At 35.7% G+C, this 19,028-nt stretch carries 15 protein-coding genes and 1 pseudogene; 5 read left to right on the top strand and 11 right to left on the bottom strand.

Annotated elements, in window-relative coordinates:
* Positions 1-84 precede the first annotated feature (84 nt).
* Positions 85-1,896 carry a sigma-54-dependent Fis family transcriptional regulator gene (locus tag ACI3K6_RS01750; RefSeq protein WP_435553444.1) on the bottom strand — a complete coding sequence of 604 codons (1,812 nt, stop codon included), beginning with the start codon at positions 1,894-1,896 and terminating at the stop codon, positions 85-87.
* Positions 1,897-2,190: 294 nt separating this feature from the next.
* Here ACI3K6_RS01750 and scfA point away from each other — a divergent pair, with 294 nt between their 5' ends.
* From scfA to istB, 4 genes are all read left to right on the top strand, one after another.
* On the top strand, positions 2,191-2,340 hold the full coding sequence (gene scfA / locus ACI3K6_RS01745; protein WP_335480849.1) for a six-cysteine ranthipeptide SCIFF: 150 nt from the start codon (positions 2,191-2,193) through the stop codon (positions 2,338-2,340).
* 71 nt (positions 2,341-2,411) lie between these two features.
* Positions 2,412-3,809 (top strand): thioether cross-link-forming SCIFF peptide maturase, encoded by a 1,398-nt coding sequence (scfB, locus tag ACI3K6_RS01740; protein WP_435553443.1) that lies wholly within the window; start codon positions 2,412-2,414, stop codon positions 3,807-3,809.
* Between the two features lie 255 nt (positions 3,810-4,064).
* Entirely contained in the window at positions 4,065-4,388 is a 324-nt protein-coding gene (locus tag ACI3K6_RS01735; RefSeq protein WP_435553442.1) for a BC1872 family protein, read from the top strand.
* A complete protein-coding gene (gene istB, locus ACI3K6_RS01730) occupies positions 4,345-4,971 on the top strand; it encodes an IS21-like element helper ATPase IstB (RefSeq protein WP_435553855.1) in 627 nt (208 codons plus the stop codon). Before ACI3K6_RS01735 ends, istB begins: the two co-directional genes overlap by 44 nt.
* A 247-nt stretch (positions 4,972-5,218) precedes the next feature.
* Here istB and ACI3K6_RS01725 read toward each other — a convergent pair whose 3' ends face one another.
* From ACI3K6_RS01725 to ACI3K6_RS01685, 9 genes and pseudogenes are all read right to left on the bottom strand, one after another.
* Positions 5,219-5,512 (bottom strand): hypothetical protein, encoded by a 294-nt coding sequence (locus ACI3K6_RS01725; protein ID WP_435553441.1) that lies wholly within the window; start codon positions 5,510-5,512, stop codon positions 5,219-5,221.
* A 699-nt stretch (positions 5,513-6,211) separates the two neighbouring features.
* On the bottom strand, positions 6,212-6,355 hold the full coding sequence (locus ACI3K6_RS01720; RefSeq protein WP_435553440.1) for a hypothetical protein: 144 nt from the start codon (positions 6,353-6,355) through the stop codon (positions 6,212-6,214).
* A 159-nt stretch (positions 6,356-6,514) separates the two neighbouring features.
* On the bottom strand, positions 6,515-6,871 hold the full coding sequence (locus ACI3K6_RS01715) for a response regulator transcription factor (RefSeq protein ID WP_335482669.1): 357 nt from the start codon (positions 6,869-6,871) through the stop codon (positions 6,515-6,517).
* Between the two features lie 105 nt (positions 6,872-6,976).
* Entirely contained in the window at positions 6,977-7,093 is a 117-nt protein-coding gene (locus ACI3K6_RS01710; protein ID WP_335482667.1) for an aspartyl-phosphate phosphatase Spo0E family protein, read from the bottom strand.
* A gap of 386 nt (positions 7,094-7,479) precedes the next feature.
* Complete coding sequence (locus ACI3K6_RS01705) at positions 7,480-9,579, bottom strand: LuxR C-terminal-related transcriptional regulator (protein WP_435553439.1); 2,100 nt, start codon at positions 9,577-9,579, stop codon at positions 7,480-7,482.
* 263 nt (positions 9,580-9,842) lie between these two features.
* Positions 9,843-10,134, bottom strand: a pseudogene (locus ACI3K6_RS01700) (fructose-bisphosphatase class II); the annotation flags it as partial.
* Positions 10,135-10,316: 182 nt separating this feature from the next.
* Complete coding sequence (locus tag ACI3K6_RS01695) at positions 10,317-10,616, bottom strand: hypothetical protein (RefSeq protein ID WP_435553438.1); 300 nt, start codon at positions 10,614-10,616, stop codon at positions 10,317-10,319.
* Positions 10,617-10,712: 96 nt separating this feature from the next.
* Positions 10,713-13,076, bottom strand: a complete 2,364-nt coding sequence (locus ACI3K6_RS01690; protein ID WP_435553437.1) for a polyprenyl synthetase family protein — start codon at positions 13,074-13,076, stop codon at positions 10,713-10,715.
* 197 nt (positions 13,077-13,273) lie between these two features.
* Positions 13,274-15,256, bottom strand: a complete 1,983-nt coding sequence (locus ACI3K6_RS01685; RefSeq protein WP_435553436.1) for an oxidoreductase — start codon at positions 15,254-15,256, stop codon at positions 13,274-13,276.
* 212 nt (positions 15,257-15,468) lie between these two features.
* On the opposite strand from ACI3K6_RS01685, the gene ACI3K6_RS01680 reads away from it, so the two are divergent.
* Positions 15,469-16,728, top strand: coding sequence for an erythromycin esterase family protein (locus tag ACI3K6_RS01680; protein ID WP_435553435.1), 1,260 nt, complete (start codon positions 15,469-15,471; stop codon positions 16,726-16,728).
* 36 nt (positions 16,729-16,764) lie between these two features.
* On the opposite strand, the gene ACI3K6_RS01675 is transcribed toward ACI3K6_RS01680, so the two are convergent.
* Entirely contained in the window at positions 16,765-18,111 is a 1,347-nt protein-coding gene (locus ACI3K6_RS01675; protein ID WP_435553434.1) for an acetyl-CoA carboxylase biotin carboxylase subunit, read from the bottom strand.
* Between the last annotated feature and the right edge of the window lie 917 nt (positions 18,112-19,028).

Below are 19,028 nucleotides of genomic sequence, written 5' to 3'. Positions count from 1 at the left end.
TTTTTGAGAAATACCCTAATTATAGAAATGATTTTTCTATTGAAGCCTGCCACCCATCTAGGGAAAACTGCAATTTCTCGAAATTTAGAAATTTTTCTCATAATTGAGAAGGTCATACTCTTCTAATTTGCGATAAAGGGTTGCTAAACTGATTTCAAGCTCATTAGCCATCTTTTTTTTGGCCTTGACACTTGTACCATAGTTTTTCATAAAATGGGATAAAATCTTTTTCTCTTCTAGCTGTAACCTCTTTTTTAAATTTAAATGATTAGCATGTTCGTTTGGTTTCCTCCAATTAAAAATACGCCGCGGCAAACTTGATGGGGTGATTTTTTCTGTTATTTCCATATTTACTGCGTATTCTACTGCATTTTCTAATTCTCTAATGTTACCCGGCCATGTATACTCCGTTAAAATAGAAATTGTTTCATGATCAAACTTTTCCACGTATTTACGGGCAATTTTCATATGCTTATAGAGGAAGTGATTCATTAATATGGGAATGTCCTCTGCCCTCTCTCTCAATGAAGGCATCGAAATGGGAATAACGTTTAGTCTAAAATATAAATCAGCCCTAAATTCACCATCTGAAACCATTTGCTCCAGATTTTTATTAGTGGCAGCAATTACCCGAACATTAATGGGAATCGCTTTTGTACCACCGATCCGTTCAATCTCTTTGTTTTGCAGAACATGAAGAAGTTTAATTTGCAAATGCAGGGGCATATCACCTATTTCATCTAAAAAAATGGTTCCTTTGTCCGCCAATTCAAATTTCCCTGCTTTTCCTTGGTGTCTGGCACCTGTAAAGGCTCCATTTTCATAGCCGAACAATTCACTTTCCAATAAAGATTCAGGGATGGCCCCACAATTAATATTAATAAAGGGACCATCATAGCGGTTTCCTGCATTATGTATCGCCATGGCTAATAAACCTTTTCCTGTACCTGTTTCTCCGGTAATGAGAACCGTTGATTGGCTATTACATACCTTTAAAGCTTGTTCTTTTAATTTTTTCAATGGTTCGCTATCTCCAATAATTTCATCCATAGAAGAAATACGTTGCAAGCTGGTCATGGAAAATGCCAATTTTCGTACATCTGAGCTTTTTCGAAACGAGGCAACAGCTCCAATAATCCGATTGTGGGCACGAATGGGCGATGTGGATACTAAAAAATCAGCCTGTACCCCACTCACTTCATAACTTTCCTCTTTTTCTTTATATTCTTGACCGTTGATTAGAACCTCTAACATAGGTGAACCTGGTAAAATTTTTGATAAATGAAATCCAATCAGTTCTTCCTTGGGGCGTTCCATTAAAATTTCAGCCGTTGGGTTTACATGATTAATGATGCCTGTAGCATCAATTGCCATGATCCCTTCGTGAATAGATTCAATGATGGTGTTCAGCTGATTAGTTGTAAGTTGTAATTTTTTTATTGCTTCTTGTTCGGTTATTTTTCCTGCTAATAACTTTTCCATTTGCTGGAGGAACTCAAGCATTTGATGCTTATTTTCTATTAGTTGCTGCTGCTGTTGTTGTGTGAAGGCCAACAGTCCAATCACTCCGATGGCCCTGCCTTTAAACCGGATCGGGCAGCAAATTTCGGCGAACTCTTCTGTTTGACTGGTTAAGTAGGATGGATCGTAATTGGGGTCATTTCGTGCATCTTCAATTATATAAGGACGATTAGTGGTTAGGACTCTGCCATATAAAAAACCAGCTTCCTTTGATCCGTTTTCTTCTTTGTGATTAATGCGCTTTTCAATATGACCAGTACCAGCAACTACTGTCATGTTTTCATCGACAATCTCCGTATCCAGCTTTAATGCTGCGGAAATGGCAGCTGCGATTTCTTGCACCTGCACCTGGAACTCCATTAATCTACTTGTCATCCTATCCCTCCGTAGATTGGTATATTTATTTAATTTTACAATAAATTTCGCAAAAATTCTGTAAAATAAATTTTTATGACTCTTGCAGAATTCGTAAGCTAATAAAATATCCATAAGTTGTAATCATATAATTTACCAAAAAATCACACTTCAAATGTTCCACAATATTGACACATTGGGAATGATTGGCTGAAACGAAGATATGCTAAAATTTTTGGTATGAATTGTGATGAAAAAATCCATGAGGTTTCGCATGAATTTTTTCAAAAATAATAGGTAAAGAGGTTATTTGTTATGAAGAGAATTGTCACACTTACTACACGAAAACTGATGGATACTGTAAAAAATGGCGGTTGTGGGGAATGCCAAACATCATGTCAGTCAGCTTGCAAAACTTCTTGTGGGGTTGCCAATCAGAAGTGTGAGAACACAATGAACAGATAGGAAAAAGAGTGGGCCGCCCATCTGGTTTCAGATGGGCGGAAATTTTTTGTCTAAAGGAGTAAGAATTACAAATGATTCATCAATACAAACTAAACGGATACAACATTGTACTCGACACCTATAGTGGTTCAGTTCATGTTGTAGACGATCTCGCTTATGAAATCATTGGACTTTATGAAAATACAAGTAATGATTGTATTTTGAGCAAGTTGAATGACAAGTACGAACATAATTGTAATATATCTAAAGAAGATATTCTAGAAACTCTTTCAGATGTTGAGAACCTAAAAAAGGCTGGACAGCTCTTTACTCAAGATGAATATAAGGATCTCTCGACTGATTTAAGAAATCGTCAAACTTATGTAAAGGCTCTCTGCCTAAATGTTGCACATACCTGCAACCTTTCATGCGAATACTGTTTTGCCAGCCAAGGGAAATATAACGGTGACAGAGCGATTATGAGCTATGAAGTGGGGAAAAGAGCCATTGATTTTCTATTGGAAAACTCAGGACACCACCGAAACCTTGATATTGATTTCTTTGGTGGAGAGCCTTTGATGGCCTGGGAGGTTGTCAAACAGATTGTCGCTTATGCTAAAAGTAAACAGAAGGACTACAAAAAAACATTTCGCTTCACCTTTACTACAAACGGCTTGCTATTAAACGACGAGGTCACTGATTTTCTAAATAAGGAAATGCACAACGTCGTTTTAAGTCTGGATGGTAGGAAAGAAGTCCATGACAGGCTGCGGAAAACCGTTACTGGAAAGGGCAGCTACGATTTGATCATTCCAAAGTTCCAGGAATTCGTCAAAAAGCGTGGAGACAAAGAATATTATGTTCGGGGAACCTACACAAGTAACAATGTAGACTTTACCAATGATATTTTTCACTTAGCTGACCTTGGATTTAACAAACTCTCGATGGAGCCAGTTATCTGTGATCGACAAGAACCATACGCGCTTACCGAGGAGCATCTCCCTGAAATCTACAAACAGTATGAGATTCTCGGCAAGGAAATGATTAAGCGCAACGAACAAGGCAATGGCTTCACTTTTTATCATTACATGCTAGACCTATCAGAAGGACCTTGTATTCAAAAGAGAATCTCAGGCTGCGGATCTGGAACCGAATATCTTGCTGTAACACCATGGGGTGAACTCTTCCCATGCCACCAGTTTGTCGGAGATGAAAAATACAGCATGGGAAACATTTGGGACGGAATTAAAAAACCCGAGATCCAAGATCAATTTAAAGAAAGCAACTGTTACTCAAAACCAGAATGCCAAAACTGCTGGGCAAAATTATACTGCAGCGGCGGCTGCCCTGCGAATGCATTACATGCAACCGGCTCTCTCACCGGAACCTACGATTTCAGTTGTGATATCTTCCGTAAGAGGGTCGAGTGTTCCATTATGGTGAAGGTAGCTGAAGCCATAAAATCTATGGAAGATACCAAGGACATGTAACCAGTTCGTCCCATTGACAAAAGACTACCTCAAAAAAGAAAGCTGTCTCATTGAGAGACGGCTTTTTCTATACTATTTTGTTTACGCAGTCGGTCCCTCTCCAACAACAGTTATCATCCAGCCCTCTCTTTTATACGACACATAATAAAATCTAAATCTATAACGTTTAATATTGAAATTATTCAGTGTTATATAATATAATCGTATATAAATAATCTGTTATATAATAATTGATTTATGGAGGGAAATTAGGCTATGAATAAGACAGATTCGATTGCTCGGAGAATTTTGGGATGGAAGTTAAATCGATGGGATCGATGGTTTGATTTTGAAAATGGGGTGTTTATCCATGAATCAGAATTTCAGCCAGAGCATAATCTGGACCATGCGATGAAAATCGTACAAAAATTGGAAGAGTTCGGATATCATTACACAACGGACGGTGTTTCAATGGTAAGATTCAATGACATTCAAGCCTCCGGTGATACCTTGCCAAAGGCGATCATTAATGCTGCATATTCTATCATCGAAAGGCATGCTAATATACACACTCCTAATATATGGAACCAATTATGTTAAGCTGCTGGCAGTAAATGCTTTTCCTGTTCATAAAACCCTGGATAACTATGATTTTAGCTTAATGCCATGCTTGAATAAGAATCGTTTTTTAACTTTAGCAAAAGGAGAATTTGTAGAGAAGAAGGAAAACGTCATTTTTTTGGGGAACAGTGGGACTGGGAAGTCTCACTTAGCTACCGGCCTCGGACTTGAAATGATCAAGAATGGCTATAAGGTCAAGTTTATTACAGCTGCAGAATTAGTAGAAGAACTTTTACTGGCCAATCAGGAGCATAAGCTGGGGGCATTAGAAAAAAAGTGGCTCAAATTCGATGTGATTGTTGTCGATGAACTTGGATATGTACCTTTTACGAAGGTAGGATCTGAACTATTGTTTCAATTCTTTGCCCGTCGATATGAAAGAGCCAGTGTAATGATTACGTCCAATTTAGAGTTTACTGAATGGACATCTATCTTTGGTGATGAAAAAATGACAGCTGCCCTTCTAGATAGATTTACTCATAAAGCTCACATCCTTTTATTAAATGGTGAATCTTATCGTTTTAGGCAGAGTATGAAACAAAGAGATGAGAGAGACCAGTAGTCTGGAAGTGCAAGGAGTTTAGGAGATCTTGCCCCTCGGGGCAAGATCTCCTAAACTCCCAAACATCCCCCAAATATGGTAATAATGCAGAATGAAGTGGCTCACTTTTGAAGTGATAGCTCTGGCTCAAATTAATATTGACAAATACAATCAATAACAATCTAAATGTAAAAAGAGATTGGAATTTCCAGCCTCTTTTTACGGATTAAATAAACATTAGTTTTTCTTTCTCCTAGTAGTGTTTTATTTAAATGATCTTTTTTTCTGCTTGATAACCTAATTCCCCAAGAGCTTGCTCATATTGGAGAAGTAACATTTGTAAGCTGTTAATATGCTGAATCAACTTTGGAATATCGTTTCGTGCATGGGCAATAAATTCACACTCTTGCCTCGTAAATGGTATTTCTGTGTCGCCGTCTGTAACTACATCATAAAATGAAATATCACCAAATGTAATTTTACTAACCTTCCAATTTTGACTTGGTATTTGATTACACCGATGTGCTATGGCGCTGATTTCAGTTTTTGTTAGAAACTTCATGTGAATAATCTTCCTTTCTTAACGAAATTAAAGTTAATTCGATAAATAGGAATAAAAGTCATAAATTAATAACTATGAAATTAATATGCGAAATGGAGACTTATACAAAAATGAAGTAAATCAGGTAGTAATCTATCGTAGAATATGGAAAGAAATAGAGAATAATTATTTGTAGGATTTTTTCGTTTTCCCCCCTTATTTGCAACGCAAAATAATTATATATTATCAAATCATCGAAAACCTCTTTGCAGGAAATTATTAAATGGCTAATCTCATGCCCCAAAATTCTTTTTTTTCTAAAATTGGTTAAAGTGGTGCGACTGACATTCTCACGTGTTGTATTACAAAGTTGCCTTATATCTACATTATTTAGTAGCCAAAATTCTTCCGCAATCTAAAACCTTACCAAACTTATTTGCCAAATAATACAACATATGCAAAATTATTTCACTTTTCTTTAATAAGGATAAAATAAATAGTCTTTGGACGGAATCTTGCAATAAAGCTCCAAATACTCCCAAAAAAATTAGCTCTTAGTTTATTATTCATAATGGAATGATTTTGTATTGTTTCATTATCTAAAAACAATATTTCTGTATCTTAAAAAACTCCAGTTTTGAATAACATTAACCTGTAAAATAAACAAAATCTAAATATCCAAAGAATTCCCCCTCTTTTAAAAAAATCGGCAGCAATAACCTAATCCTTTGAATGTCCGTATAACAATTTAACAGTCCCGCGATTAATGTAATAAAGTCCATTATTCATGTGTATATTTAAACCGTCATTCTTTTTATATAATGCCTTTTTTCCATATTTTAAAGCCAGTTCATTTAACAACATTTAATACACCCCTTTTTGTTAACATATCCTCAAACTCACTTTCCCAGGAAAACCAAATATTAATTCACTTATATAAGTCTGCAGATAAATTGTGGAATATATCAAAAAATTACTTAATCAATGATAAAAAATCTACTAATTACCTGTAATTTTAAAGGGTTAACTTATTAATTTTTTTACTTTATCCATCATACTTTTACAATCAAATGGCTTTACTACAAATTCATTAGCTCCGGATTTCATAAAGAAGGTCATAACATTTTCATCATCTTGAGAAGATACTATGATGACCGGTGTTGATTTTATCTCTCTTAATTTTGTTAAAACCTGGTATCCATTAATACCTGGAAGTAAAAAATCTAATATGATTAAATCATAATGTTGATTTAATGCCTTTATTAATCCAGTCCTGCCGTTCCCATTTATGTCAGCTATAAAGGATTCCTTTTCCAAATATATTTTTAATAGTTTACAAATTCCTATCTCATCGTCGACAATAAGTATTTTTTTAGGCAAAAAAACCCTCCTTGGGATCTTTTATTTAATTATTTATTAAAAGAATATTCCTTTAAAGGCTCTATGAAAATACTCCTTATTAGTAACTTATCTTGATGGTATTATCTATATTTTACTTAGTTTATTTAATAGGTTATCTAATTCTTGGCTGCATTTAAGAACCTCTTGACTTGTTAACCCATATGTTCTTACTAGATCGTATAATTCACCTCTTTTTTTCATGACTTGACACTTTAAATATTTATAATTATTATTGTTTGAAGTTACTATAATATAAATCACCACCTTCCTACCACGCAGATAGTGTTAACCTTTGCCTTAATTATCCAAAAATAAGGCATATTTTCATATCCACTACCATTCCTATTTTTCGACATAAATAACGAATAGGAATGTATTCCTATTCGTTATTTATGTCGAAATACATAAAAAATTTAAAGATTCTTGCATCTTTAACTCTATGAATTTTCATTAATTGAATTAATTATAAAAAGAAAAAAGCATCCAATTTACCTAGTTGGATACCTTTGTCTTTTTAATATATTTGAACCTCAAAAAATTTTATTTTTCTAAGACCAGACTAAACTAAACAGTTATGCCCTTTTTTATTACATTTTTGGAGGCTGAATTCCCAATTGATAGATTTTCGCGAAAATTTGCGATCGGTCATTTACGCTTAATTTTTTGAAAATACGAGACATATGATTTTTAACAGTATGTCCACTTATATACAAATTTTCCGCTATTTCACGATTATTTTTTCCTTCAAGTACCAATGTTAAAACTTCATTTTCCCTTTTAGTTAAGATATTATAATCTCTAAAATTAAAAGACGTCATAGAGTCATCATGATCTCTCTCATTTAGTTCAGATACATATAAATTAAAATTCTTGAGCAAATCAGTATTAATTCCACTAAGAGTTGATACGAATTTAATATTATCTCCTTCATTTATATAGTTCATAACCAGGACGAGTGTCTGAACATTAAGTGAAGCGTCTGATAATGCTAAGAGATTCTGCTTCACTAACATATATTCTTGGTATATTTCCATCAAAACTTCATTTTTTAATCCACTCATAAAGCTCTCATCGTATACAGATAAAAGATAGCATACTAATTTTAAAGCATTTATATTTATTTTAAGATCAGGTTGATATGTTCCAAATCCTTTTAAGATTTCCCATGCTCTTCTTACTTTTTTCAAATGCTCAGGATTATTGAATTCCAGCAATTTAACTAATGAGTCAATCATATTCCTATCAATTTCTTTTTTGCAAAGGGTTTCCACCAGGTAGAATCCCATCCCCCCTGCATTTGCAAGTATTTTTAGTAATGTTAATTGATTCTCTTCAATATCATCAATTTGCCCGATACAAATCCATCCATAAAGGTTATTTTTATGGCAAATTGGGATTTCAAGAATTTTATCTCCCCATGTTGATAAATGCTTGTTAGGTTCCAAATTATGTAATTCTAAATCATTGTTTTGAAAGTACCTAAAAAGAATATCTTTCTTATACTCATCCATATTTTCTATAGATAAGCCATTTGAAACAATATCTATTGAATAATCTGATTTTCGCAAAAATAAAACTGAAACAAATTTTGCAAAAAGAATTGCCATGCTCATGTCTAACAAAAACATTTGAACACTTTTAATATCTTCAAATGATGCCATTGCTTGATATATCTCATTGAACATTTTATTTTTTTCATGGTAAGTAATAGCTTGTTTTCTCCAATACATTTTAATTTCTAAAAAAGAAATCATCGATGCTGTTAATTTAACTTCCAAACTAATTTCTTTTTCTATAGCTTCAAATTTACTGCTTCCCCCAAAGAATAACCCAAGAATATCCTGTCCATGAATAATTGGAAAACAGAATATGGATTTTGGAAAAATTCCTCTACGATGAAAAAATGCACTTCGGGGATCCCACTCAATATCTTCCCAGAATTTCACCGTATTTGTTGCTGCAACTTGCCCCAATATTCCTTCGCCTATCATAAATACTGTGCCTATTAATTCGGTGCTAAAAGGTAAACAATCTTTTATTTCAAAATGAACCGGGCTAATTCTCTTTGCAAAACCAATAAAATCTACTTTGGTATTTTTTTTATAAAATCGTTGTAACAAATCATTAACTGTTATATTATCATTTGCAACCATACTAACAAGCTCATCTTGATTAGTAATTTGGGCCATTATATCAGCATTTATTTTTTTTATTTTCAACCCATCAGACAATATTTCTGACATTTTTTTTATTTTTTTAATCTTATCCTGTATCTCACCTAAAGTAAATTCTTGAATAAGTGACATAATTAAATTGGATTTCTTAGTACTATTCAAAAACCTGTTAAGATATATTTGAACTGACTGTTTAGAAGGAGATTCTATCATGCAACCAGCATAAATAAAGTACTCAATTTCCTCCTCCAAATAAATTGGGCAAACTATTATTTTTACTTCTGGCAACACTTCATATAAAAGGGGATCGTTAATTTCAGGATAATTCTGAGCTATTTTTCCAAATAATACTTTTGAATTTTCTTCTTCACTAACTAAATCAAAAATATTAGTAGCATTACTTAGTTGTATAATATTATTTCCTTTTTTATCAGTAATACTAATTTGGAGATTTGTTAATGCAGAATACAAAGATTGAATTTCATGAAAGTATTCCAATTCAGAAAGTATCATGCTTTTCTCACCTCTATAATTGATTTCTTTTAGTTTGAATAAAATATATTGTAGTTATTTTATAGAGTATGATGCTTGTTAAAATACTAATATATAATATATTTATCGAAACACAAATACTTTTATATTTTATTGCATATTAATATAGATATTACTATAAGTATATAAGAAACCTTTCCTATTTTTGTCGATTAGTATATCCTAGGCATTTGTTTCAGCAACAAACTCAAAATCTAATTCACTTTTATTAAGTAATTTTTTCCATATATATCAGGAGCGTGTAACAGATTTCCATGATCAGCTAATACTGTTAGCACAGTAAGAGCATTCCATTCCAACTGCTAAAATATTCTTTCCTTCAAGTGGATCAAACAGCAACATTCTACATGTGGACCATAACCTGTAACTAGTTTTTCCACTATGAATAATATTTTAGCTTTATGCGTCTCTCCTTCACCAATTCCCACTGTACCTTTTCATGGGGATTGTATAAAAAACATCCCGCATACTTTCAGTAGCCGTATCCTCAGCTTCTGCCTTCTTTACTCTTCCCATCCATCTTGCAGCTAATGTTGCTGCTTCAGTTATACGGAACAAGTTCCAGTGTGAAGCTTTTATCTACACATTAACACATTACATTCTATGTCTTAGTACTAATTTAATATAATGAATTTTGAAATCACACCTAAAATAAAAAGGGTCAACCTTCTTGGGAGAATAGTGACCCAAAAACAAGGTTAATCCCTAATTTTTTCACCAATTATTGATCCTGTACCTTTTTTTAATACTTTATCTACAATTGCTTTTGGACTAATTTCTGGACTTGTTAAAACAGGTATTTCAATATTTTGCATCCTATTTGTCGCTCTTGCCATTGATAACTGAGCCAGTATTACTACGTCAATATCATGCTCTCTTATTAATTTGTTAATCATTTGAGAGAAATCATGCCTGTCATATTCCTTTTCATTTAAGGCATCGAATGCTAATATACAAAAAAGTACACCACTATCTATAAGGGATGTACTAATTATCATATAATGTTTGACATTAAAGATAAGTTGCTGTTTTTATAATAAAAACAAACATTCACTTATCTTTAATTTTACAAAGTAAATCAACTTCTTTTTACTTTAATGATTACGGTTCACAATGTAGTTCAATAAATGTTTAAGAAACGGGATATTTCGCGGTACTTCCTGAAGGGCTTCCATGGCAAGACAATAATGGTTCCACATTTCTTTTTTGGCACCCTCAATACCTAATATAGTTACAAAAGTAGAGTTTTTGTTTTCAGCATCTTTGCCCGGTAATTTTCCAAGTACCGACAATTCCCCTTCTACGTCTAATAAATCATCTTTTATCTGAAACGCAATACCGGCATGACGGGCAAATTTTTTCAATGAGTCCATTTCAGCAGCATTGGCATTAGCTAGAATCGCCGGCATGATGAGCGATGCCTCAAACGCCATCCCTGTTTTATAAAAGCACAATGTATTTAATTCTTCAACGGTTAATGCTTTCCCTTTCGAATTCAAGTCCATTGTCTGACCCTTACACATTTCTTCGGTTACCATTGCTGAGTATTGAATAAGCCCAAGGACTGTTTTCGCATCAAAATGGGTGATCGAAGCTTGTTCTTCAATGGCCTTTTGGGTAAGAAATAATCCCGTCAACTCAGCAGTAGCGGAGTTAAAAACTTGATGTAATGTTGGACGTCCCCGGCGGAAAGCTGCATTATCCTGTGATGGCAAATCATCAAAGATTAACGAGGCGGTATGCATATATTCTAATGATCTTAATAGTGGAATAATGGTCGATTCATCCAACCCATAGCCATTGACCCCCATCACCCAAGTCATGATGGGTCGCAATCTCTTTCCATCACCATCGAGACTGTAATTGGCAGCCTTGACTATAGGATCGACAGCATTCACCATTTGATTGATCTTTAAATTACTGTTGATCTTCACTCGTACTTGTTCAACCGTTTCTTTAAATTGATCCTGCTCTTTTCGATCATTTTTCAAATTCGAAATCATCTGATCACGAAGCAGTTTATCAAAAAAATCTACATCATCTGCTTTTCGCACCAATTTTTGAATCAGCTCATTAAACCCTCCCATTTTAGAGGAAAACAGCTTCATCACTTCATTATACTTGTCGGCCCCCATTTTTTCCTTATAACGTTTTAATCCGTTAATGGCCCGATCCAACATCACTTCACATGTTTTACGGTCTGAGTTGTAAACATCGTGAATTAAATGAGAAATAACCGCCCAGTACAATTCAAAAGGGTTTATCAGATCAGGTCGAATAGTATGATATTTCATATAATAGGTATAAGGTGTTACAGCGCCCTCTTCCAAATCATCAAACATATCGGCGAAATCATCTGCCAATTGATTATAGATTCCATAGAAAAATGTTCTTGCATCAAATCCTTGATCCTCTGGTGCATCCATTACAGACCTTGCGATTAAACGAGACGAAGCTGATTTTAAAATGACTGGGATGAAAAGCTCCTCATTCATATAGTTTGGATTCCTTAAATCCTTTTCTCGATCTAATTCTTGCGATCGGAAAAACACGTATGCCTGTTCGAAGAACAATTTCCTTGTATCAGGTTGATGGTAGGATTTTATAAATTTGAAGGCTTCGCTAAGTTCGGAATGAATAAATGAGATTAGGGTCATATTGCTTCCTGACCATGGACCAAAATCCGAGACTTCCCCTGTCAAAAGGGCTTTTTCAATTAAATTGGAATACTGTTTTTTTTCATTATTCGATAAAATATTGGAATCAAGGAGGTCATCAACAAATGGGTAGGTTAATCCATAGGAATAACCCAGCCTAATGGCTTCATCTAACCTTCGTGACCGCTCAACCGGAGGTGTATCCTCATCCAACTCATCATCCACATGCATGACAACACCTGCGATTATTTTCATGAGTTTGCGTTGGGCATGTTCTGCATCCATTCCTTTTGGAAGATTGTCAGAAACCTTTTTTAATTTTTCCAACAGCCAAATAATCGTGGATTCAATCGCCTCCTTCTGTCCCCAGCGGTATAACCATGCGATATCAAAAACCTCTGTTTTCGTTTCATCCTCATTTGTCAGATTTTTTTTCAAGCGTTGCACCACTTGAGTAACTTTGTCTCTTGTACTCTGATCCCTTAAGTCTTTGCCTAAATCACGCATGTATAAATAAGAAATGCTCCGATCAAGGTAACTTTCTAATTTTCCCTTATAATTCAACCACTTAATGTAATGATGATAATTATTGGTCTCAGGTTTACCCTTCCGCTGTGAAAATAATGAAAACACTGGGTAATGGTGAATATGATTTTGCTTCCATGTATGAAAATCTTTAGTCAGGTGATCGACATAGGTCTTTTGCATAGCCTGAGTGTAAAGTGTCTTGAAGTAATCAGCCGCTTTCTGCTCTGCCTGCTGATAGCAAACCTGAGGATCTATCATTAACGTTGTATTCATTCTCCACTACCCCTACTTAATATCTATTGAAATACCATAATATATATCTTTTATTACCACTTTATTACCTAAAACTTAAGTTTACCTTATTTGTCAAAGTTAGTTAATACTATTACGTAAACTTCAATTAAATGTTTCAACTACTTTTGAAAAATAAAAATGACTATCAAATAGGCAATTTGATAGTCATTTTGGTATTAGAATGATCCTACCGGTTCCTTCACTTTTTCGATATTTGTTGCAAGGGACTCTAATACATACGCTTTTTCAAAACCATCTTTAATGGCATTTGTTATGGAGCTCGGGTCATTGGCATCGCCTAGAACGAAGACATTTTCAAAATGCTCGAGGTAGGATTCTTCAAATGGGTTATGGGCCTGTGTTCCCATTGAAAAGACAACATGATCCACGTTCATTTCTGTTTGTTCTTCCATTTCGTCCTTTATAATAATAGAATTCGGAAGTATTTGGTCCAGTTTCTTTCCTTCTATGATTTGGACATGATTATTTCTTAACCGATTTAATAACATCATTCTTGTAGGTGCTGAAACCTTTCCACCGGTAGCTGTTGGGACATCGATTAAGATCACTTGGTTCCCTTTTTCGGCAAGCTTCCTAGCAACACTATAACACACCATTCCGCTACCGATTACGGCAATTCGTTTATTTACAAAAGCCTGTCGTTCCAAAAGTACATCTTCATAGTCACAAACGATTTGTAGGTCCATTCCCTTCATATTTGGCATGATTGGTTTAGCTCCAGTTGCAAGGAATACGGCATATGGATTTATTGCCTTGATTTTATCAATGGTAGCCTCTGTTCCTAATCGTACATCTACATGCAATCGTTCCATCTCATTGCGATGATAATCAATGATCCAGTTCATTTTTTCCTTGGCCACAGGTGTGGTGACAAGATTTAGTTGACCGCCAAGTTTGTTGTCTTTTTCAAAAATGGTTACCTGGTATCCTTTTAATGATAGGATCCTGGCTGCCTCCATTCCTCCAGGTCCACCGCCAACGATTGCGACATTCCGGTTTTCCTCAATTGGTTTCATTTCCAGAAATTCCAGCTCTCTACCGGCTCTAACATTTACAGAGCATTTCACGTTCATTTCCATCGCCGATCTTATACAACTCAAGCAGCAAATACACTTTCGAATCTCTTGATCTCGACCTTCTAATGCTTTTTTCGACCATTCAGGATCAGCAATTTGTCCACGACCTATTGCAATAAAATCCGCTCGTTGTTCTTCTAGAATATTCTCCGCAAATTTAGGCTCGCGAATGACCCCAACGGTTATCACAGGAATGTTTACTACTTTTTTTATTTCTTCGGCAAGATACACTTTCCAACCTTGTTCAAACATCATGGATTCGATCATCTTGTCCATAGAGTTATAATTACCGCAGCTTGCATGGATACCATCAACACCTATTTTTTCTAGATACATGCTGATTTCTTTACTTAAACTTACATTCTGTCCTCCTTCATCAAATTCATCTACACTAAGACGAACCGTGACAGGATAATCCCAGCCGCACTTTTCCTTTATGCCGACGACAATTTCTTTTAAAAATCTCATGCGGTTTTCAAAACTTCCACCGTATTCATCTGTTCGCAAATTGGTATTGGGACTTATAAATTGATTGATTAAGTAGCCGTGGGCACCGTGCACTTCCACACCATCAATACCCGCAGTTTTACATCTGATTGCAGCTTTAATAAATTTATTTACTAACTCTTTTACTTCGGCATTCGTTAACTCCCTAGGTTCTTCCCCTACTGCTGCACATGTAATCGCACTTGGAGCAACCATTTGTTTCCCTTCTGTCAGTATAGAATTAGATTGCCTTCCAGCGTGATGGAGCTGAACAAAAATCTTTGCATCATATTTATGTACGGCATTGGCTAAGCGATGGAAGCCGGTAACAAATCGATCTTCATCGATTCTTAATTGATTAAGCATTCCCTTTCCTAATTCATAGTCAATGGAAGTAAACTCGACGATGATTAATCCCGTACCACCCATTGCCCTTTCCTCATAGTAGCGAATCTGACGGTCAGTCACTTCACCGTAAGGACCAGCAAGGTTGGTTCCCATAGGTGGCATCACTACTCGATTTTTCAAAACTAAGCTGCCGATTTTTCCTTTTTCGAATAAATGAGGGTATTTCATATGTTTCCTCCTTTATTTTGTGAAAACTTTCACAAATATACTTAAAAAGAAAATATTCCCAAACTCTATTATATACAAAAAAAAGGTTGAAATTGTGATAATAATGCGACACTTTGTTTTCTACCATCTACTAATAAAAAATTTTCTTGAAGTAAATCATATGTTGAAGAAGAATATGCCACTGTTCAAATATATAAAACTGGGGGAATAATATGGATAAAATTGTCCAAGCCATTAGACAATCGGCAATACCACTGACTAAAAATGATGGATATTCTATTCTTTTAGAAAAGGCTGCCCAAGTAAAACATGTGTTATTAGGTGAATCATCACATGGAACTTCTGAATTTTATAAGATTCGTGCTCAGCTATCCAAAAGATTGATTGAGGATTTGGGATATTCATTCATTGCCGTTGAAGGAGATTGGCCAGCATGCCAAAAAGTAAATCGTTATATTAAAGGCTATGACCAAGTACACAAAAACGCCCGAGAGGTGTTGTCGACTTTTCATCGTTGGCCAACTTGGATGTGGGCAAATGAAGAAATGATTGAACTAATCGAATGGATAAAAGAATTGAACCTAAAGCGCCCCAAAAATAACCAGGTTGGATTTTATGGAATTGATGTCTATAGTTTATGGGAGTCCATGGAAGAAATTATTCATTATTTAGAAAAAATAAACTCCCCTGATATTGAAAAAGCCAAAAAGGCATTTGCTTGTTTTGAACCCTTTAATCGAGAAGCACAAATGTATGGTGTTTCAGCTGCTTTTTATTCGGAGGACTGCCACGATGAGGTGATCCAACTTTTGACTGAAATCGTTACAAACAAGGAAAAATACACTAGTTTGGAAGAAAGCCAATTAAATCTCGAGGTAAATGCGTTGATCACAGCCAATGCAGAAAACTATTATCGGACTATGGTTGTAAATGATAACGAATCGTGGAATATTCGTGACCAGCACATGGTTGAAGTATTAAATAAAATCAGTTCTTTTTACGGTCAGGAGTCAAAGGGAATTATCTGGGAGCATAATACCCATGTTGGAGATGCCCGAGCAACCGATATGACAGATGCAGGGATGGTTAATGTGGGACAAATAGTTAGAGAGCAGCTTGGGACTGAAAACGTGTTTATTGTTGGATTCGGAACCCATCGGGGAACGGTCATCGCCGCGGATGCATGGGGTGATGACTTTAAAAAAATCGTGGTTCCTTCTGCTCAAGAAGAGAGTTGGGAAGATTTCTTGCATAAGGCAGGCCCATACGACAAAATGATCATTTTCAGTGAAAATACCAGTGAATTTAACAAGAGAATGGGTCACCGTGCCATCGGAGTGGTGTATGATCCTAGATACGAGCATTTTGGAAACTATGTTCCATCCATCCTTCCTCAACGATATAATGCATTTATTTATGTTGATTCTAGCAATGCCCTTCAACCATTAAAGTTAGAGAAAATATATATTTAAAAAAGCGACAACTAGGCTTTGTCGCTTTTTTTACTGTTATTTTTTCACTTGAAGAAATTCTGTTACAAAGTTGGTAGTTGTATTCCCCACTTTAAAAGCTGGGTGACTTATTACTTCTTTTAACATAGGGATATTCGTTTTTATTCCTTCTATTGAAAAATCATTTAAAGCGTTTAGTAAGGTTTTAATCGTTTCATCACGATCTTCTCCTTTAGCTATCAACTTGGCAACCATCGGATCGTAAAAAGGCGTTACCTTTGATTGATCATGTATAGCTAATTCGTTACGGATATTAGGGCCTTCTGGTACAATTAATTTTGTGATTTGCCCTGGAGAGGGGAAGAATGTTATGGGATCCTCGGCATAAATCCTTACCTCTATTGCATGGCCCTCGAATTTTACTTCCGATTGGGTAAAAGTTAGGTGCTCACCAGCTCCAATGCGAAGCTGCCATTCCACCAAATCAAGCCCAGTAATTTCCTCTGTTACTGGATGCTCTACTTGAAGTCTTGTATTCATCTCTAAAAAGTAAAAATTTTTGTTTTCATCAACTAAAAATTCTATTGTACCGGCATTGGTATAGCCGAGAGACCTTACTGCTTTGACAGCTGCTTCGCCCATTTTTTGCCGTGTTTCTTTATCTAAAAACGGTGATGGCGCCTCTTCCACTACTTTTTGATGGCGGCGTTGAATTGAACATTCCCTCTCCCATAAATATAGAGCATTTCCATGGGAATCTGCTAACACTTGTATTTCAATATGTCTAGGATTGGCTATGAACTTTTCCACATACATGGCCCCATCACCAAAGAAATCAGTGGCGCGTTTTTGATTGCCAGCATATGCTCTTTTTATTTCATCATCATTGTAGGCAATCTGCATACCTATTCCTCCGCCCCCTGCAGAGGCTTTTAGCATGACCGGATATCCAAATTTAGCTGCGATTAAAGCCGCCTCCTCAGCATCTTTTAGAGGATAGGTAATCCCTGGAACAACAGGCAACCCAGCTGATTCCATCATTTTTCTAGATTCAATTTTGCTTCCCATTTTAGCAATGACGTCAGGGCTTGGTCCGATAAATACGATACCAGCATCTTCACAACTTCTAGCGAAGGTGGCATTTTCGGAAAGAAGTCCATACCCAGGATGAATGGCCTCTGCCCTAGTCTGCTTGGCCACATCAATTATTCTATTAATATTTAAATAGCTCTCATTCACTCTTGGCCCACCAACTAGATAGGCTTCATCAGCAAAGCGGACATGAGGAGCGTCTGCATCTGCTTCTGAAAAGATGGCAACTGTTTTAATCCCCAGTTGTTTACAAGTTCTCATAATACGTACAGCAATTTCTCCACGATTGGCAACTAATATCTTTGTAAACATCGTAATCCCTCCTCTTGGAATACCTGATTGAACCTTATAGAGTAGAGTGAGTTTGAATCTCACCCTCAACTAACACTATTAGACATCTTTTCTCGATATTCCTGCTAATTGAGTTGGGTCCTTGGTTTATTGAACAATTTTGCTTTAGAATTCTGTCGCTTGGGCATTGAATCTATTTCTATCAAGACATCTCTTGCTGACTTTTCTGCTTACCGTTCCTTGAGACGATTTTTATAAAAGCAGCTTTTACAGTGATATGCTTTTTCTAGCTTTCCTATAAAGAAGTTAAAACAACTTCGGACACGATTTCTCTTTTTCAGCACTATCTTGTTTGAGGGATGCTCGACTTCGGACATCAACTGATTTTTTTGCATCTTCCTTTTCTGAAGTTGGCTTGGCTTCGGACTCAATCTCGGTCGTTTGGCTTTCCCTTGTCTGAAGCTCGCTCGACTTTGGACTCAATCTCGCTCGTTTGGCTTTCCTTTGTCTAAAGTTTGCTCAGCTTCAGACATCAACTGATTTTTTTGCTTACTCCTTGTCCGAAGTTGGCTTGGCTTCAGACTCTATCTCGCTCCTTTGACTTTCCCTTGTCTGAAGGTTGCTCGACTTTGGACACAATCTCGCTCGTTTGGCTTTCCTTTGTCTAAAGTTTGCTCAGCTTCAGACATCAACTGCTTTTTTTGCTTACTCCTTGTCCGAAGTTGGCTTGGCTTCAGACTCTATCTCGCTCCTTTGACTTTCCCTTGTCTGAAGGTTGCTCGACTTTGGACTCAATCTCACTCGTTTGGCTTTCCTTTGTCTAAAGTTTGCTCAGCTTCAGAGATCAACTGATTTTTTTGCTTCTTCCTTGTCTGAAGTTGGCTTGGCTTCAGTCATCAACTGATTTTTTTGTTTCTCCCTTGTCCGAAGTTGGCTTG

The organism is Neobacillus solisequens, from assembly GCF_051233465.1.
In the GTDB taxonomy this organism is placed as follows: Bacteria; Bacillota; Bacilli; order Bacillales; family Cytobacillaceae; genus Neobacillus.
This window is presented reverse-complemented; position numbering and strand designations above follow the sequence as displayed.